Origin of the sequence: Nannocystis sp. (assembly GCF_016714285.1) — a bacterium.
Lineage (GTDB): Bacteria > Myxococcota_A > Polyangia > Nannocystales > Nannocystaceae > Nannocystis.
The window spans coordinates 93,333-109,998 of record NZ_JADJNN010000006.1 but is presented as its reverse complement, the minus strand read 5'-3'; the positions used below and the strand labels follow the sequence as shown (position 1 = coordinate 109,998).

At 71.1% G+C, this 16,666-nt stretch carries 16 protein-coding genes; 1 reads left to right on the top strand and 15 read right to left on the bottom strand.

Going from position 1 to position 16,666, the window contains the following annotated elements; genetic code table 11:
- Positions 1-23: 23 nt before the first annotated feature.
- The 14 genes from IPJ59_RS14680 to IPJ59_RS14615 are packed head-to-tail and all read right to left on the bottom strand — an operon-like array spanning position 24 to position 14,109.
- Positions 24-1,931 carry a hypothetical protein gene (locus IPJ59_RS14680; RefSeq protein WP_293262530.1) on the bottom strand — a complete coding sequence of 636 codons (1,908 nt, stop codon included), beginning with the start codon at positions 1,929-1,931 and terminating at the stop codon, positions 24-26.
- A gap of 16 nt (positions 1,932-1,947) precedes the next feature.
- The gene (locus IPJ59_RS14675; RefSeq protein WP_293272195.1) at positions 1,948-6,279 is read right to left on the bottom strand and encodes a baseplate J/gp47 family protein; all 4,332 of its coding nucleotides are present in this window, start codon (positions 6,277-6,279) and stop codon (positions 1,948-1,950) included.
- A gap of 2 nt (positions 6,280-6,281) precedes the next feature.
- Positions 6,282-6,716 (bottom strand): hypothetical protein, encoded by a 435-nt coding sequence (locus tag IPJ59_RS14670; protein ID WP_293272194.1) that lies wholly within the window; start codon positions 6,714-6,716, stop codon positions 6,282-6,284.
- Positions 6,717-6,719: 3 nt separating this feature from the next.
- Positions 6,720-7,148, bottom strand: a complete 429-nt coding sequence (locus tag IPJ59_RS14665; RefSeq protein ID WP_293262521.1) for a GPW/gp25 family protein — start codon at positions 7,146-7,148, stop codon at positions 6,720-6,722.
- A complete protein-coding gene (locus tag IPJ59_RS14660; RefSeq protein WP_293262518.1) occupies positions 7,145-7,321 on the bottom strand; it encodes a hypothetical protein in 177 nt (58 codons plus the stop codon). Before IPJ59_RS14660 ends, IPJ59_RS14665 begins: the two co-directional genes overlap by 4 nt.
- 14 nt (positions 7,322-7,335) lie before the next feature.
- Positions 7,336-8,955 (bottom strand): type VI secretion system tip protein VgrG, encoded by a 1,620-nt coding sequence (gene vgrG, locus IPJ59_RS14655; RefSeq protein ID WP_293272193.1) that lies wholly within the window; start codon positions 8,953-8,955, stop codon positions 7,336-7,338.
- Positions 8,952-9,698: a CIS tube protein gene (locus IPJ59_RS14650; protein ID WP_293272192.1), complete on the bottom strand. Its 747-nt coding sequence runs from the start codon at positions 9,696-9,698 to the stop codon at positions 8,952-8,954. The genes vgrG and IPJ59_RS14650 overlap by 4 nt, the downstream gene beginning before the upstream one ends.
- A 16-nt stretch (positions 9,699-9,714) precedes the next feature.
- A complete protein-coding gene (locus tag IPJ59_RS14645) occupies positions 9,715-9,927 on the bottom strand; it encodes a DUF5908 family protein (protein ID WP_293272191.1) in 213 nt (70 codons plus the stop codon).
- Positions 9,928-9,929: 2 nt separating this feature from the next.
- Positions 9,930-10,412, bottom strand: coding sequence for a phage tail protein (locus IPJ59_RS14640; protein WP_293272190.1), 483 nt, complete (start codon positions 10,410-10,412; stop codon positions 9,930-9,932).
- Between the two features lie 10 nt (positions 10,413-10,422).
- A complete protein-coding gene (locus IPJ59_RS14635) occupies positions 10,423-10,866 on the bottom strand; it encodes a phage tail protein (protein ID WP_293262502.1) in 444 nt (147 codons plus the stop codon).
- A gap of 5 nt (positions 10,867-10,871) precedes the next feature.
- Complete coding sequence (locus IPJ59_RS14630) at positions 10,872-11,345, bottom strand: phage tail protein (RefSeq protein ID WP_293272189.1); 474 nt, start codon at positions 11,343-11,345, stop codon at positions 10,872-10,874.
- A 42-nt stretch (positions 11,346-11,387) separates the two neighbouring features.
- Positions 11,388-12,698, bottom strand: coding sequence for a phage tail sheath family protein (locus IPJ59_RS14625; RefSeq protein ID WP_293272188.1), 1,311 nt, complete (start codon positions 12,696-12,698; stop codon positions 11,388-11,390).
- A 14-nt stretch (positions 12,699-12,712) separates the two neighbouring features.
- Positions 12,713-13,528, bottom strand: a complete 816-nt coding sequence (locus tag IPJ59_RS14620) for a hypothetical protein (RefSeq protein ID WP_293272187.1) — start codon at positions 13,526-13,528, stop codon at positions 12,713-12,715.
- Positions 13,525-14,109, bottom strand: coding sequence for a Pvc16 family protein (locus IPJ59_RS14615; RefSeq protein WP_293262490.1), 585 nt, complete (start codon positions 14,107-14,109; stop codon positions 13,525-13,527). The genes IPJ59_RS14620 and IPJ59_RS14615 overlap by 4 nt, the downstream gene beginning before the upstream one ends.
- A gap of 271 nt (positions 14,110-14,380) precedes the next feature.
- Here IPJ59_RS14615 and IPJ59_RS14610 point away from each other — a divergent pair, with 271 nt between their 5' ends.
- Positions 14,381-14,914 carry a Csp1 family four helix bundle copper storage protein gene (locus IPJ59_RS14610; protein ID WP_293262487.1) on the top strand — a complete coding sequence of 178 codons (534 nt, stop codon included), beginning with the start codon at positions 14,381-14,383 and terminating at the stop codon, positions 14,912-14,914.
- 67 nt (positions 14,915-14,981) lie between these two features.
- Here the strand turns inward: IPJ59_RS14610 and IPJ59_RS14605 are convergent, their stop codons facing one another.
- Positions 14,982-16,646, bottom strand: coding sequence for a metallophosphoesterase (locus IPJ59_RS14605; RefSeq protein WP_293272186.1), 1,665 nt, complete (start codon positions 16,644-16,646; stop codon positions 14,982-14,984).
- Positions 16,647-16,666 lie beyond the last annotated feature (20 nt).

The following is a 16,666-nucleotide window of genomic DNA, read 5'->3' as shown; positions in this document are numbered from 1 at the left end:
GCGGGCTCCGAGCTGCGCCGTTGCTACGTGCCGGAGATGCCGAGGGCGTTGTAGTAGAAGTAGGGGGCCTGGCCGTTGATGTTCCTGAAGACCATGAAGCGGTCGTGTTCGATGGAGAAGCGGGCGACGAGCTGCGCGCCGCACTTGACCAGGAGGGAGTTCGCGCTGGCCTCGAGCGACCACCCGCCGATGCGCAGGACGCCGTTGGTCACGGTGGCGACCTCGTTCCAGGGCGAGCTGGCGGCCACCAGCTCGCGGGCGACCTTGCGGAAGTAGAGCTTGTCGTTCTCGGCGTAGCTCGCGGCGATCTGGAGCGCGTGGTGGTTGCCGGGATTGGCGTGGCGCACCGAGATCATGTGCACCCACGGGTGGGCGGTGTCGGGGACGCGGCCGGCGGGGTTGTCCCACTGGTAGAAGCCGCTGCGCAGCGGTTGGTTGAAGTCGGCGGTCGGCTGGGCCCAGCCGAGGCTGGCCTGGCCGTTGACCTCGAGGTTGCCGGCGACGCTCGCGTTTTGGTTGACGCGGAGGTTGGCGAGGTTCGTGTCGCCGTTGACGGTCAGGCTGCCGGTGAGCAGGGCCGGGCCGTGGATGTCGGTGCGCGACCAGTCGGCGCCGTAGTTGACGATCAGCGCCTCCTTGCCGTCGACCAGCGCGCGGCCCGGGGCGCCGCGACGCCCCGAGTGGCCGAACTGCAGGTCCGCGGCGCGCAGCGTCACGGCGCCCTGCTCCTTGACGTCGAGCTTGCCGAGCTTGCCGCCGTAGTCGAGGTCGCGGGTGACGGCGACGTCGCCGCTGCCGAGGATCGACAGGGCGGTGGGGCTGCCGGCGGCGACGAAGGTGAAGGCGTCGTTCTCGCGCAGGCCGACGTCCCACCAGGCCTTGTTGGGGAGGCTCTGGCCGTAGCGGATCGAGGCCCGCTTCTCGCCGGCGATCCAGCTGACGTGCGGGTTGTTGAACATGATCCCCCCCGCGCCGCCGGCCCCGATCGTGACGTGCTGGTTGCCGTTGTTCCACGCGTCGCTGGCGGTGACGACGAGGCGGTCCCAGGTGCCGGTCCCGGCGACGCGGACGTCGAGCGGGCCGGCCGGGGCGGTGGTGCCGATGCCGACGGCGCCGCTGACGTGGAGCGGGCTCTGGATGTCGGTGCGCGACCAGTCGCCGGCGAAGTTGACGATCAGCGCGTCGCTGCCGTCGACCAGCGCGCGGCCGGGGGCGCCGTGGCGCCCCGAGTGGCCGAACAGCAGGTCATGGGCGCGGACCGTCGCGGCGGCTTGCTCACGGAGGTCGAGCCTGGCGAGCTGGCCGTCGACCTCGAGGTCGCCCTGGACGCGCAGGGTCGCCGGGCCGAGGCCGGACTGGACGTGGAGGACCTTGTTATCGGTGGCGATGAGGCGCAGGCCGTAGTCGGGGTTGTCGAGGAGGCCCTGGGTGAAGTCGATGTGCGGGGTGCCGCCGGGGTTGCGGGCGACCAGCTCGATGCCGGCGTTGAACGCGAGGATCTTGAGGCGTTGGTAGCCCTCGCCCTCGATCCGCAGGTCGCCGTCGCTGACGGTCAGCCTGTCGGTCGGGTTGTTGGTGCCGACGCCGAGGTTGCCGGTGGCGGGGTCGATGTAGAGGCGGGTCCGGCCGGCGCCGTCGCTGACGCCGAAGCCGGGCCGCACGCTCGCCGGGTTGCCGGGGTCCTGGGCCGGGGCGAGGCTGATCTGCCAGTCGGGGTTGGCGGCGGGGTAGGTGCTGTAGAAGCGGAGCGCGCGGCGCTGCTCACCGGGGCCCGCGACCACGCTGAGCGGCTCGCCCGGGAGCTTGAACACGCCGTCCTCGGCCTGGTTGAGCTGGGCGTCGACGAGGTCGCTGAAGTTGCCTTCGGTGGGGATCGCGTTCTTGACGAAGTAGGCCTTGAGCTGCTTGCGGTTCTTGGTGGTGATCGCCATGACACTCCTCGCGGGCTCAACCGATGATGAAATCGAGCTCGAGCTTCAGGTAGTTGATGCCTGTGAATGAAGTCTGCTGATAATCCAGCTCCGAGATGATATCGACGTGGTGCTCGTGGGCGGCGACCAGCACCTGGTCGGGCCGCTCGGCGGCGACGTGGTAGTCCTCGTCGGTCGGCGGCAGGACGGTGAAATCGACGCCGTTGTCGCTGCGGGCCAGGCGTAGCTCGGCGACGTAATCCACGTAGTCGCGACGGTCGACGAAATCGAGGATGCTGCTGGCGTAGATCTTGCCGCCGATCGTGAGCTCGGCGCCCTCGTCGTAGGCCCACGGGGAGAGGAAGCGGCTCAGGTCCTCGCTGAGCCGCTTCTGGGCGTGGCGCAGGTCCTGGCCGGCGTGGAAGCGGACGCCCAGGCGCACCGATACGGCGACGTAGTGCGGGTTGCGGACGTGGACGCGGGCGGCGTCCGGGGCGATGCCGGCGAGGTAGGTTTGGATGTCGGCGAGCAGGTTGGCCGGGGCCCGCGGCGCGAAGGCGTCGGAGGGGAGCTGCTGGCGGATGTCGGGGACGACGATGATATCGACGTTGCCGGGCGGGCCGGCGGGGAGGCAGCTGGCCTTGTAGATCGCGGGGAAGCGCTGGAGCACCAGGCGCTCGTAGTCCCAGGGGGTCAGGGCGCGGTGCTTGTGGCGCAGGCGCTCGCTGACCCGGGTGTAGAAGTGTGCGTCGGCCTCGGCCGGGGTCCCGCCATAGGATGTGTAGGGTTGCAGGGCGGCGGCGATCCGCGGGTCGGGCGCGAGCAGGCGGTCGATGCTGCGGATCGGCAGGGGCTTCGCGTAGTGGTCAGGGGCGTTGCCGCGATCGTCGAAGCATACGGTGACGGCCTGGGCCCGGATATCGACGGTGTCGCAGACGCTGGCGGCGTCGCTGGCGACGGCGGCTCGCAGCCAGTAGCGCCCGGCGGGCAGGCGGGTGCTCGCAGCGACGGCCGGGAGGTCGAGCTCGACGATGCCGGAGTTGAGGAGGCCGCGGGTCGAGTCGTGGCGGAGGTTGCCGGCGAGCGAGCGCCAGCGGTCGCCGTCGAGGACCGACCATTCGACCGGGACCGCGTCGAGGTCGGGCGCCGAGGTGCCCTCGGCGACGACCCAGAGCAGCGCGAGCCGTTGGGGCGCGATGAGGTCGCGGAGGCCGATGTAGAGCTCGCCCGCCGAGTCGTGGCGCGGCAGCAGGTGGGGGCTCGTGGGGTCGATCGGGCTGACGCCGAAGGGGTGGACGTGCAGCAGCCGGTCGACGCGCTGGTCGTCGGCGCCGGGGTCGAGCTCGATCGAGGTCTGATAGGCGGCGACGATCCGCTGGATCGTCGGGGTATACGGCGGGTCGAGGGCGAAGCCGTCGGCGGCGTCGGGGTCGACCGTGCCGCGGGCGAGGCCGATGGCGAGCTCCCTGGCCTTGCGCGCGGCGAGCACGGGGTAGGCGCTGTGCCCGAAGTCGATCGGGGTCAGCTCGCATTGCAGGTAGCGGTCGGCGCGGCGAATGTCGCCGGTGAGCGGGAGGTCGCTGCGCGGAGTGTAATGATAGCCCGGGCTGACGGCGGCGATCGTGCCGGCGATGTCGGCGAGCTCGACGGTCTGGGCGGCGGCCGTGCGCGCCTCGGGCCCCGGACCCTCGCGAAACAGGCTGATGTCGGCGAGGGTGAAGCCGAGGCCGCGGTCGATCAGGCTGATGCGGGCCTTGAAGTCGGCGGCGCTGGTGACCCCGGGGTAATTGCGGTAGTTGGCCTTGAGGCTGCCGGGCAGGCCCATCCAGGTGATATCGAGGCGGAGCCGGTCGAGCCGGGGCCCGACGAGCTCGGGGTGGCTGAGGTACATGCGGGCGCCGACGGCGGGGCGGTGCCCGAATGGTTCGAGCGGCCGGCGCGGATCGAGCGGGCGATCCTCGTGCTGGAGGCGCAGGTCGACGAGGCCGTCGACCTCGACGCGCAGGTGGACCGCGGCGAGCACGAGCGGCGCGAAGGGGTCGAGGGTGGTGGTCCACTCGCGGGCGCCGGCGTCCCATCGCTGCCGCAGGGTGACGCGGAGGGTCGGCCACGGATCGGCGCTGTCGGGGAGCGGCGTGATGGGGCCGAGCTCGGGGCCGGCGACGAGCTGGAGGCGCAGGCCAGGGCGGTCCTCGTTGTGCCGGCGCGGCTCGGCGAGCAGGGTCCAGTAGTCGTCGCCGGGGCTGCCGGAGGCCAGCCTGGCGCTGGCGAGCGGGAGCTCGACCCAGCCGCGGGCGCCGCTGACCTCGACGCACAGCGCGGCGCCGAGGGCCGCGCGCAGCGAGGTGTCGCTCTGCAGCTCGGGGAGCAGGCCGAGCTCGCGGAGGAAGGCGGGCAGGTCGAGCGCGCGGAGGCCGAGGGTGAGGGTCAGGGTGCGCTGGCCCTGAGACAGCGCGAGCGAGGGGGAGCAGAGGGCGAAGCCGATCGCCGCCGCGGGCGGGTGGGCCTCGCTCGCGCCGATCGGAGGTCGACCGAAGGTTTTCCAGCGCGGCGACGCGGGGTCCAGGGTGTCGGCGGCGGGGTCGTCGTGGACGTGGAGGTTGCGCCACACGACCTTGCGCGCGACGGGCTCGGGGCTGCCCGTGATCCGTCGTTGGGCCAGCTCGAGCGAGCGTTCGACGTCGGACCAGGTGAAGCGTCGCGCGGCGGCGGGGTCGACGAGCTGGCCGCGGAAGCTGTCGAGGAGGGCCTGCTGGCCGGGATCGAGGTGCGGCGCGAGGCGGGTGCGGGCGAGGTCCCAGGGGAGCAGCTCCTGGGAATTGCCGAGCGCGGCGCGGACGAGGGCGTCGAAGCCGGGGAGGTCGTCGTGGTCGCCGCGGACGGCGGCGAGGGCCGCTCGCCGGGCCGCGTGGTGGCGCTCGCGGTGGGCGTCGGCGAGGAGCGCGTCGAGCTCCTGCCAGGCGCCCTCGCTGCGGGTCTCGACGGCGCTGGCGAGCTCGGCGAGCCGGGCGAGGCGCTCGGCGCTCATCGACAGGTGGGCCTCGAGGCGGCGGATCGTGGCCTCGTAGCTGGCGATGTCGCTGCTGCCCCACGGCCACGGCGGCGGCCAGGCGTCGCCGAGCGCCCGCCGCAGGTTGTCGGCGAAGTCCGTCGCTGCGACGGCGCCGAGCTCCCACGCGAGGAGGCCCCGCTGGCGCGCGCCGAGGCGCTCGAGGAGGCGGTTGATCTCGGCCCACTCGGCGTCGATCCGCTGCTTGATCGCCATCAGCGCGGTGAAGTTGTCGTGGCCGAGGGCCGCGAGCCGCAGGTCGATGTACTCGCGGACCTCGGGGATGGTGCGGCGCTCGTAGAGGTCGTCGATGTTGTTGACCTGGGCGAGGCCGTCGGCGGCGAAGTCGAGGGGACCGACGACGCGGGTGAAGTTGGCGGCGAAGTCACGCGGGTCGACGGGGTCGCGGACGCCGAGGAGGCGGTTGATCTCGGCCCACTCGGGGCCGGCGTCGGCGCGTCGGCGGACCAGCGCCATGAGTGCACGGAGCTCGTGGTGGTCGAGGAAGAGGCGCTCGCGGGCGAAGCTCAGGCCGGCAGAGAGGCCGAGCACGAAGCTGCGGTCGATCGCCCTGCCGTTCCACGGCGGCACGGGATCGCCGGGTCGGGGCGCGCCGAGGGCGATGGCGAGGGCGCCGTCGAAGGCCTCGTCGGGGCTCTGGCCGCGGTCCTTGCGGACGTCGGGGATGCCGGTGATCCGGCGGTGGGCGTGGACGGAGCGCAGGGCGTCGACGCGGGCCCGGCTGACGATCAGCTCGCGTTCGGTCCGGTAGATCCGCGGATTGCCGGCGCTGTCGCGGCCGGCCTGGAGCGCGGTGCCTGCGGGCACACGCAGCTCGGTGACCCCGGCGGCGAGCCGGAACACGACGCTCGCCCGATCGGGCGCGGCCGGCTGCGGGCGCATCTGCAGGATGTCGCGATAGTAGTGGTCGAGGTGCCGCGCGGTCAGGCCGTTGAGCTGCTCGCGGGCGTGGCCGAGGAGCTCGAGGAAGCTGAGCAGCAGGGCGAAGTGGGGGCGACCGAGCCAGCGCGCCCGCTCGCCCTCGAAGCGGGTGGGGTCGTGCATGTACGCGACGATGTCGGCGACCGTGATGTCGTCGCGCTGGGCGAAGGGGGTCCAGCTGCCGGCGTCGCGCAGCTCAACTTGCTCGGCGCTGAAGAAGCGCAGCTGCCCGGCGAGGGCCTGGACGAACGCGAGCAGGTCGGCGTGGTCGCGCCCGTCGATCGTCACGCTGGTCGGCGCGAGCTCGGCGAGCTCTCGCCCGCGCTGGCTGGTGCCGTCGCGGCCGCCTGGGAGCAGGGAGGTGGAGCGTCTGGACACGATCAGACCCCGCGGAGCTTGGTGTTCGTGGTGACGAAATTCCCGCTGCCGGCGTACTGCGGCGTGGCATCGGGGATGGGCGCGCCAGGGCCCGGAGGTGGCTGCTTGGCCGGGCTCTGGACGACGAATCGGGCGGTGAAGCTGCCGCCGACGAGCAGCCACCGGGTCGCGCCCGTGGCGGTCTTTTGGGCCTGCTGATCGCCGGCCAGGGCCTCGATCTCGAGGGTGCCGGTGCCGGGGATCGAGTATTGCGGGGTGGTGTAGATGCAGCCGCGGACCGAGACGCTGGCCTCGTCGCCGACGACGCAGAGGCTCTTCGCGGCGAGGGTGGCGGGTCCGCTGGCGCGCAGCGTGCCGGGCTGCACGACCACGGTCGCCGCGCCGAAGCTCGGGAGGAACAGCGCCTGGTCGCCGTCGATGAGCACGTAGTCGGCCATGGCTCACAGTCCGGGGCTGACGGCCTCGTTGAGATAGAACGGGAAGACCATGTTGAAGCGGGAGTTGGTGCCGAGCACGACGTAGTCGAGGCGGATCTCGAGCAGGCCGGCGTCGGCCCGGCTCTGGCTGACGTCGAGGTCGTGCAGGGCGATGCGCGGCTCGTGGCGGAGGATCGCGTCGCTGATCATGGTGGTGATGCGATTGACGAGGGCCTGGTCGACCTCCTCGAAGAGCAGATCGTCGAGGGCGCAGCCGAAGCCCTCGTGCATCGGTCGCTCGCCGAGGCGGGTGGCCAGCAGGACCTCGATCGACTGGTGGATGTCATCGACGCCGGAGACGAGCGCGAGCTCGGCTCCGCCGGCGGCGAAGGCCGGGGGGAAGCTCCACCCGGTGCCGAGGAACGAGGTCGGCCGTGGCTGTGGAGCGCTCATTCGCCGCGCTCCGGGCCGCCCGCCTGGGCTCGATCGGCGGCGGCGAGCTGGGCCCGGGCCTGCTCCTGGACCCGCGCGATCAGCTGGAACACGCGGGCGAAGGGGAGCTGGCCGAGGGCCTCGAGGATGAGGTTGGTGTCGTCGATGGAGAGTTGCAGATCGATCTTGTTCATGGGTCCTCTTGACTTCATTGGATATCGACGGTGGATCCCTTGATCACCACCTTGCCGGCGGCCTCGATGGCGAGGTCGCTGGCGCTCTTCAGCGTGATGCCGCGCGAATCCATGGTGATGGTATTGCCGTGTTGGTCGGTGATGGTGATGGCCTTGGCGTCGTCGTCGATGACGACGCTGTTGCCCCCGGGGGTCTGGAGGGTCAGCGCGACCTGCTTGTCGTCGATGCCGATCTTCACGCCGGAGCGGCTGACGATGGCGCGTCGGTCGTTGCCGTCGCCGGGCTCCTCGCCGTTCGGGGGCGGCCTGGCCCCGCCGAACAGGGACCCGAGGACGACGGCCTGGCGCGGGTCGCCGCCGAGGAAGCCGACGACGACCTCGTCACCGGGCTCGGGCCAGAAGCAGTCGCCGCGCCTGTCGCCGGCGTCCGGGCGGGCCAGGCGGGCCCACAAGGGGTCTTGCCCGGGCACCTGGACGCGCAGGCGAAACTCGCCGTCGGGGTCGCGCTCGAAGGCCTGGGCGACGCCGATCTGCAGCTGCGTCGCGGGCGGCAGCAGGCCGCCGGCCGGCGGATCGGCGATGTCGGGCCTGCGCGCGAACCACTCGGGGGACAGGCCGATCTGGAGCTCGGTCCACCAGCCGTCGGCGTCGACGCGATGGATCACGCCGCCGACCAGGAGCGTGCCGTTGAAGCGCTCGCCGACGCCTTCGAGCTTGACGCGATCGAAGGGCCGCAGGCCGGCGTCGCCGGCGACCACCAGGCGTCCGCGCAGCAGCGCGAGGCGACTGCGGGCGAGGCGGGCGTCGGCCCAGGCCTTGAGCTCGTCCGCGGCCAGCGAGGCCGGCATGAGGAGGGTGTAGCTGGCGCCGCCGAGCTTGGCCGCGAGGGCGTTGACGTCGAGGTTGCCGGCGGCGACGCGCAGCGGATCGCCGGTCGTGGGGGCGGCCGGGGCGACGTTGGCGGGGTCCCACGCGGTGCTGGTGACGGCGCCCCACTGGCTGCTGCCGTCGAGCTCGAGGCTGAGCTCGGCGATCTCGGAGAGGCCGTAGGTGAAGCTGGCCTTGACGGTCCCGGCGGCGCCCATCGCCCGGGCCGAGACCTCGCCGTCGTCGACGATCACGACCAGGCCGTTGACGTCGGCGCGCGAGAGCAGGAAGTCCCAGTCGCTGGCGTTGTGCTGGACCAGCTGGCGGTGGGTGACGGCGCTGCGATCGACCTTGCCGCGTCGGAGGCCGGCGTTGCCGATCAATGCGCTGATGACCTCGTCGTCGCGCTGGTCGTGGTAGACCGCGCTGCGGCGCGCGCGGGTCATCGCGTGGGCGGCGTCCTTGAGCTCGACGCGCAGCTCCGAGGCGTCGTCGCGGGCCTCGACGCTGTGGCGCACGACGAGCCCGGCGAAGATCTGCTGGTCCTTGCCGTCGCCGTAGCGCAGGAGGATCTGCACGCGCTTGCCCGGCGCGAAGAAGTCGCTGTTGCTGAGGCCGAACTTGCCGGCCGCCACGCTGCCGTCGACGAGCACCAGCTTGGCCTCGGGGACGCGGTCGAGCTGCTTGCGGACCTCGATCGAGAGCAGCTCGACCTCGGCCGGCATCACCAGGCCCTCGCTCTTGATCGTGGCCGTGGAGAGCTTCACGGCGAGCCTCGCTCCGGGCGCTCGAAGGGCGGGAAGAACAGCTCCTGGCCGACGCTCAGGTCGCGGAAGTTATCGAGGCCGTTGACCTGGGCGACCCGCAGGTAGTGGGCGGCCGAGCCGTAGATCTGCTGACATAGCAGCGGCAGGGTGTCGCCCTCGCGGACGACGAGGCGGTGGGTCAGGTCGGGGGAGGAGAGGCGCAGCTTCTGGGCGTTCTTCTTCGGGTCGAGGGCCTGAATGAAGGTGGCGGTGATCTCGGCGCGCAGCGGCGAGCCGTCGCGCTCGAACGCGGTGTACTGGATATCCGCGGACTTGAGCCGGCACTCGAAGCCCGCGGTCCCGAGCACGCCCTTGTTCCAGCGGAGCCGGAGATACGCGGTCTCGTGCGAGGTGCTCTGGACGTCATAACATAGCGACAGGAACGCCTTGATCCACACGGCGACCGTGGGCACCTGGCGGACCAGCTCGACGCCGAAGTAGCCGACGTTGGTGCCGTCGAAGACGAGCTTGACGGTGAGCTCCTCGGCGGCGCTGTGGGACCAGCGGGTCTGCGCCCCGTGGGTCGAGATGCCCTTCTTGGCGTGAAAGGCGACCTCGTGGCGGGTCGCGAGGGTCTCGGGGTTGTACATCACCTCGAGGGTGTTGCCGCCGTGGATGCCGCCGCCAAGCGGCTTTGTGCGCTCGATGTCGGTGTAGGCCTCGACGGTGAGCTTGGCGAGCTTGAACAGGTTTCCCAGTGCCATGATTCGTCCCCTGGGCTCACCGTTCGCTCGACCGCCGGAGCTCGCGCAGGACCTCGCGGACGCAGGCGGCGACCAGCGATTCGTGGTCGGCCGCGGGGGTCGCCGCCGCGGGCGGCTGCGCGGGCTCCGGGCCGGTTGTGCTCGCGGGCAGGCTGACGCGGGCCTGGGCCGCCGCGGGGCGGGCCTCGGCGACGGCGCGGATGACGAGCTGGCGGATCTCGATGGTCATGGTCAGATCCGGAGCGCCTGCATGCGGGTGTAGGCGAGCTCCATGGTGTCGATCAGCAGGCGCTCGTCGTTGGCGTCGAGGTCGGCGGTGGCCCAGCGGACCGGGTAGGCCTTGATGAACAGCCAGGCGGCGAGGGGCAGGTGGCGCTCGCTCAGGAGCGTGACGATCACGTTGCTCGGGGCGAACTTGAAGAGGCTCATCGCCGCGTTGAACTCGAGGTTGAGCGGTGAACCGACCACGAAGCCGCGCTCGAGCACGAGGTTGGCGTAGCCGACCCGGGTGGGCAGGCGGTGGGTGTAGAGGTTCTGGCCGCCCTCGATGACGGTCGTCGTGTCGATGCTGGCGGACAGACCGGAGACCCGCTGGAAGCGGATGTCGATCGGGTTGGGCACGGCGCCGCCGGCGAAGAAGAACACGGCGAAGCGGAAGCCGAGGGCCGGGCCGATCAGGGGGTCGAGCGTGAGCGGAGGGATGGGCAGACTCATGGGGAGGCTCTCAGAGGTGCACGATCGAGATGCCCGCGGCCATGATCTCGAGGCTGTCGATGGCGACCTCGTTGGTGCGCGCGTCGAAGGTCGGCGCGGTGAGCTTGACGGCGAAGGCGCGGGCGATCCGCCAGGCCAGCACGGGCGCGCCGCTGGCGTCGCACAGGTCGATCTGCAGGACGCGAGGGCTCCGCTGCTCGAGCCACTCGTGCAGGAAGCTGGCGCCGATGGTGCTGCCGCGCTCGAGCGTCACGGGCACGTACTTGTCGATGCGATACTTGGCCAGCAGTTCGCCCTCGATGCAGCTGAGGCCGTGGCGGTAGGTCACGAACTGGTGCTCACGTTGCAGGCCCGAGACCCGGGCGAAGCTCAGCGCCTTCGCGTCGAGCAGGACCCGGAAGTTGTAGGCCGCGAGCGGATAGCTCGCGCGCTGCTCGGGCAGGGAGTGGGGCACGCGGATCAGGCCTCCTCGATCGTGATGTAGTCGCCCTTGAGCTCCATGGTCTCGATCGCCGCGTCGTTGGACTTGGCGTCGAAGGTCGGGGCGTCGAGCTTGACCGGGAAGGCGTTGCCGATCTTCCACGAGACGACGGCCTCGCCCTTCTCGTCGCAGAGGCGGACGAACACGTCCTTCTTCTCGATCTGATTGATCTGCACCGTACGGAGCCAGGCGTAGAGGTGCTTGATGCTGGTCTTGCGGACGATGCCCCGGCGCAGGGTGATCGTCGGCGCGACCGGCTGGGCGGGCATGATCATCATGTCGGGTCCCGGCGCGCCGCGGGTCGTCGGGCTCGCGAGATACGTGGTGGTCTCATAGGCGATGCTGAGCCCAGAGACCTCCGAGAATGCCACCGCTTCGCCGCCGATCTCGACGCGGTAGTTGTATACGGGGAGCGGGTAATCGGTCTTGATGGATTCAATGGAGACTGCCACTTGATTCGCCCTCGGTTTGGGTTTTGTTGGTTCGGCGGGGCGCTAGGCCTCGATCAGCTTGTGTGAGAACCGCAGGATGATGAACTCGGCCGGGCGCACGGCCGCGACCGCGATCTCGACGACCATCTTGCCCTCCAGCACGTCCTGCTGGCTCATGGTCTTGCCGAGGCCGACGTTGACGTAGTAGGCCGCCTCCGGCGTGCTGCCCTGCAGCGCGCCCTGCTCCCACAGGCCGTAGAGGTAGCTCTCGAGCATACCCTTGACCTTGAGCCAGGTGGTCGCGTCATTGGGCTCGAACACGGCGAAGGAGGTCGCCTTGCGGGCCGACTCCTCGATCATGATGAAGAGGCGACGGATCGGGACGTAGCGCCACTCGTTGTCGTTGCCGGCCAGGGTCCGGGCGCCCCACACGAGCGTGCCCTTGCCGGGGAAGGCCCGGATCGCGTTGATCGACTTGCCGGAGCTGGGATCGACGTTGAGGCCCTCTTGCTGCTCGTGGGTGATCTGCACGGTCGGGCCGACGACGGCGCTCAGGCTGACGTTGGCGGGCGCCTTCCAGACGCCGCGCTCGCGGTCGGTGCGCGCGTAGATGCCGGCGATCGCGGCGCTCGGCGGGAGGATGACCCGCTGCTCGGCGAGCTGCTTCTTGATCCGGTTGTAGCGGCTGGTGTTGGTGGTGGCGATCGCGGCGAGGGTCGTCTGCTTGTCGCCCTCGCTGAGGGTGACCTGCTGCTCGTCATAGCGGTGGGTCAGCGCGGTGACGATGTAAGGGTGATACGCGGCGCCGTAGGCGAGGTCGGCGGTGCCGATGTTGTCGCGGAACGCGGCCACGTCGCCGGCCTGGACGTCGAGGATGGCGAAGCGGTCGCCGAGCTTCTTGCACAGCGCGAGCATCTGCTGGCACACCGCGTGGTACTCGGTCGGTGCGAGCGCGATCAGGTCGGGCGCCACGATCAGGGTCGGCTCGTCCTCACGCTCGAGCGCGGCGAGGCCGTTGGTGAAGCGCTCGGCGGTGGGCGGCGAGCTGTGATTGCCGATCGAGACCACATAGCAGCGTCCGCCGCCGTTGCGGAAGTAGAGGCTGATCGCGTAGTGCAGCTTGGTCGCCGGGAGGGTCGGTCCGGAGGGGCTGAGCTTGTCGTCGGCGTCGACCGTGAAGGCCGTCGGTCTGGCCTTGCCGAAGCGCAGCTCGTACTCGAGGAGTGTGCTGATCTGTGCGATCTCCACGCCGTCGGGCGCGCCCTTCTCGGTGAAGCCGATGAACGCGGGGATCGCCGTCGCGACCTCAGCCACCGAGGGTGGCAAGGTCGAGAGCTCTTCTACGTAGACGCCTGGGGTGTGGTACGTGGGCATGGTGCTCTCTCGGGTCAGTACTCGATGACGCGGAACAGGGTGTTGCTGGGCTCTTTCGCGGGCCCGACCTTGAGGGTTGCGTGGCTCTGGATGGCGGGGTTGGGGAGGTCCTGGATCAGCAGATCCTGGCCGAGCATGAGCGCGAGCTGGCGCAGGGGGGCGCGCTGGCAGGCGATCGGCCGGGCCGAGGTGAACCGGTAGCAGCGGCGCTCGGGGTTCCTCGCCAGCAATCGCTGTCCGATGGGATCGTCGGTCTCCGGTGCCAGCTGCTCGCCCTGGAACGCGAGGGCCCGCGTCGGCTCGAGATCGTGGATCTGTGGCGAGGCGCCGTTGCTGCGGGTCGTACACAGGTAATAGACCCACAGCGCGCGTCGGGCCGGGAGATCGAGGGTGAAGCGCGGCGGCGCGGTCAGCCAGGCGGGGGTGATCCCGGATATCTCGATACCGGCGGCGACGTCCTTCGGGTGCGGCGTGCTCGCCGGACCGAGGGTCAGGGCGCCGCCTGCGGGCGCCGAGCCGCGATAGGTCGGGGCGGCGAGCCCGGTCCAGGGATCGGGGTCGGTGGTATGCACAAAGTCCGGGCCGGTCACACGGACGTCGAAGCCGAGGGTCAGGTCGTCGGCGAGGTGGATCTGGGGGTCGCCGTGGGCGTCGAGCTCGGCGAGGATCTCGAGGCCGTCGGGTCGCGGGCGGGCCAATAAGCGGTGGCGAGCGAGCGCCCGGGCGCCGCCGGGGTGCCAGCTGCGCGGCTCGATCTCGAGGTCGGGCGAGCCACCACCGGCGTGGAAGTCGTGGCGGACGCGCAGGTCGAAGAGCCGGCGGTGCCTCACGGGAGCCTCCCCAGCTCGCGCTGCGTGTCGACGATGATCGGCGCCTCGGCCGGCCGGCGGTCGCGGTAGGCGACGAGCTTGACGCGGTAGAGGACAGAGGGGTGGTGGGTGGTTCGCAGTGCGTTCCAGACCTCGTTCTGTTCGGCGAAGCCGAGCGTGACGAGCTCGAGGATCAGCCGCTCGATGCCCTCGGGGAGCTCGGGCGCGGTCCCGGGTTCGAACACGCGGGTCGACTGCAGGTGCTCGACGATCATGGACAGGTGCTGCCAGGCGGACTCGTACTTCTTGAAGCGCGCGACGAACAAGACATAAAGGATCAGGCGGATGTCGGGCTGGACCCGCTGGCGAGATCCGTCCTCGGCCTGACGGACGTGGGGGTCGGCGCCCCGGAGGATCCGCTCCTCCTCGATGTTGATGAGGAGCGTGGTGACCGCGTTCAGCTGGAAGCTGATCGGGTCCATCTTGTCGCCGTCGAGGAACACCACCTTGTCGCCCGCGGCGTCATCCTGCGATCCGCCGAGCCGGACGCGCAATTGCTCGTCCAGGTGCCGTCGTAGGAATGTCAGCGCTTCGGCGAGCATCGATTTCAATCGCGGGGCGAATGCGAGCTACTCTATCCTATGTGCCGGGCAAGGTATCACCGGTGTAGCGGACCGGGCAAGCCAGTTATGTGCGCGATGCACAGCCCTGTCGCATGCGCGCCGGCTGTCACATTCGCGCTGACTGTCACATTCGCGCTGTCCGACTCGTGTGAGTGGAGGCGGCGCCTGTCACGATCGAGGGCCGGCGGTCGGGAGCGGCGGCGCTCCTGGGCTCGATCGTGTGATAGGGTCGCGGCGATCGGAGCTCCTCATGCTACGTCGCGACTTCATCGCCGGACAGACCGCCCTCCTCACCACCGCCTCCACCGCCTGCACCAACGACGACATCGCGCCGCCGCAGGTCGAGGTGAAACCGGCCAAGAAGAAGCCGGTCGAGCCGAAGCCGAAGCTGACGCCGGACGCGGACCCGCACGCGGGGCACGACATGGCCGGGCACGCGGAGCACGCGGGTCACGGCGACGCCGGGGTGGTCGAGGCGGCGGGCAAGTGCGTCGCGGCCGGGCAGGTCTGTCTGCAGCACTGCATCGGCCTGCTCGCGGGTGGGGACACCACGATGGCGGAGTGCGCCCGCTCGACCACCGACATGGTGGCGGTGAGTCAGGCCGCGCAGGCGCTGGCGGCCGGGGACTCGCCGCAGCTCAAGGCGCAGGCGGCGGTGGCGTTGGCCGCGGTGACGCGCTGCGCCGAGGCGTGCAGCGTGCACGCGGCGAAGCACGAGGTGTGTCGCACTTGCGGCGAGCGCTGCAAGGAGGCGGCGGTCGAGTACCGGCGCCTCGTCGGCTGAGTGGTCGGCTGAGTGGTCGGCTGAGGGCAGTGCCGGCCTGACCTGCGGGTCAGGCCGGGAGCCGGGCTCAGGGCTTGGCGATCCACAGCTCGACGTTGCGGTCGGTGGGCTCGGGGCCGCGGCCGTCGCCCTCCCAGAAGGAGGTGAAGTCGAGCACGCCCATGGTGCGGCCGGCGTCGGCGATCGGGTCGTCGTCGGCGACGAAGTCGAAGGCGACGGTGCGGATCGTGAGCGAGCCGTTGTCCTGGTCCCAGACCTCGAGCAGGCGCAGCTCGTGCGGGAAGTCGGCGAGCGCGGGCGAGGCGACCTCCCAGTAGGCGTGGCCGCCGACGGGGCTGCGCGGGTCGGCGTGCATGGTGTGCGAGTGCGCGGCCAGGTGAAGGATCACGTGGTCGTGGGTGCCGAGGTAGTCGACCCACTCGTCGGGGGTGAGGGCGTCGGCGAACTCCATGCCGACGCCGAGGCCGGGCTCGACGCCGTTGTTGAGCGAGACGGAGCGGTGGTGCGAGGTGACGATGACGAGCTTGTTGTCGGCGGCCGCGGTTTGTAGCGTGGGCTCGATGACTGAGTCGATGTCGGCCTGGCGGATGAGGCCGGTGGACGAGCCCGTGGCGGCGGCGCTGCTGAGGACGAAGATGCGCAGCGGGCTGCCTTCGACGTCGAAGGTGTAGACGGCGCGGCCGAGGTCGAGGGCGGCGGCGGTGATGCCGTGGCCGTCACCGGCGTCGGCGACGCGCTTGAGCTGGTCGGCCTCGTTGACGAAGGCGCGGGCGGGGTCGGCGAGGACGGTGCCGGTGATGATCGGTGAGCCGGGCATGCTGTAGTCGCGGGTGCCGCCGGTGGCGCTGGTGCCCGTGGGCTCCTTCATGAACTGCATCTGCGGAAAGCTGCCCTGGCGCAGGACGTCGTGGTTGCCGGTGACCCAGCGCCAGGGGACGTCGAGGGCGACGGGGCCGAAGGGGTCCTTTGGATCGTTGTCCGGGCCGGGGACGATGTCGTTGTCCTCGGCGGAGTCGCACTCGACCTGCGGGGCGCCGTCGAGGATGCCGAGGAACCAGTCGAGCTCGTTGCTCTGCGAGTTATCGGTGTTGTCGCCGCCGAGCAGCACGAAGTCGACGGGGGTGTCCTGGTGGATGCGGTTGACCGTGCGGACGGCGGCGTTGAGCATGCGGCAGAGGTGGCCCTCCTGCGGGCGAAAGGCGCCGCTGGCGGCGGCGTCGAAGTTGGCGAGGCGGGCGGGCGACTCGTCGTCGGAGAGCTGGGTGTCGGCGAGGTGGACGAAGCGGGCGAGCAGCTTGGGGGCGGGCCCGGGTTTGGGCGGCGGGCTGTCGTCGAGGGTGCGGGGCAGTACGGGCTCGCCGGGCATCAGCTCGATGTCGCCGTAGCCGTCGGCGAGGCCCTTGGCGAGCTCGGCGGGGATCCGCGGGTCGAACAGCTTGTCCATGTCGCGCGGGTGGGTCGGGACGCGGAGGACCTCGTCGGTGAGCGGGACGGGGTCGGCGAGCGGGGGCAGGGGCTCGAGCGCGGGCGCTCCGGTGGTCGAGCCGCCGGTGCTGCCGGGGTCGGTGGTCGGGTCGACCGTGGTGGTCGGCGCGGTGCTGGTGCTCGCGTCGCCGCTGCTCCCGGCCGTGGTGCTGGCGGTCGTGCTGTCGCCGCCGCTGTCGTCCTTGTCGCCGGGACAGGCGGGGAGCAGGAGGCCGAGGATCAGGGCGGGGCGGAGACGTGCGACCATGATCGCCGAGCGTATCACGC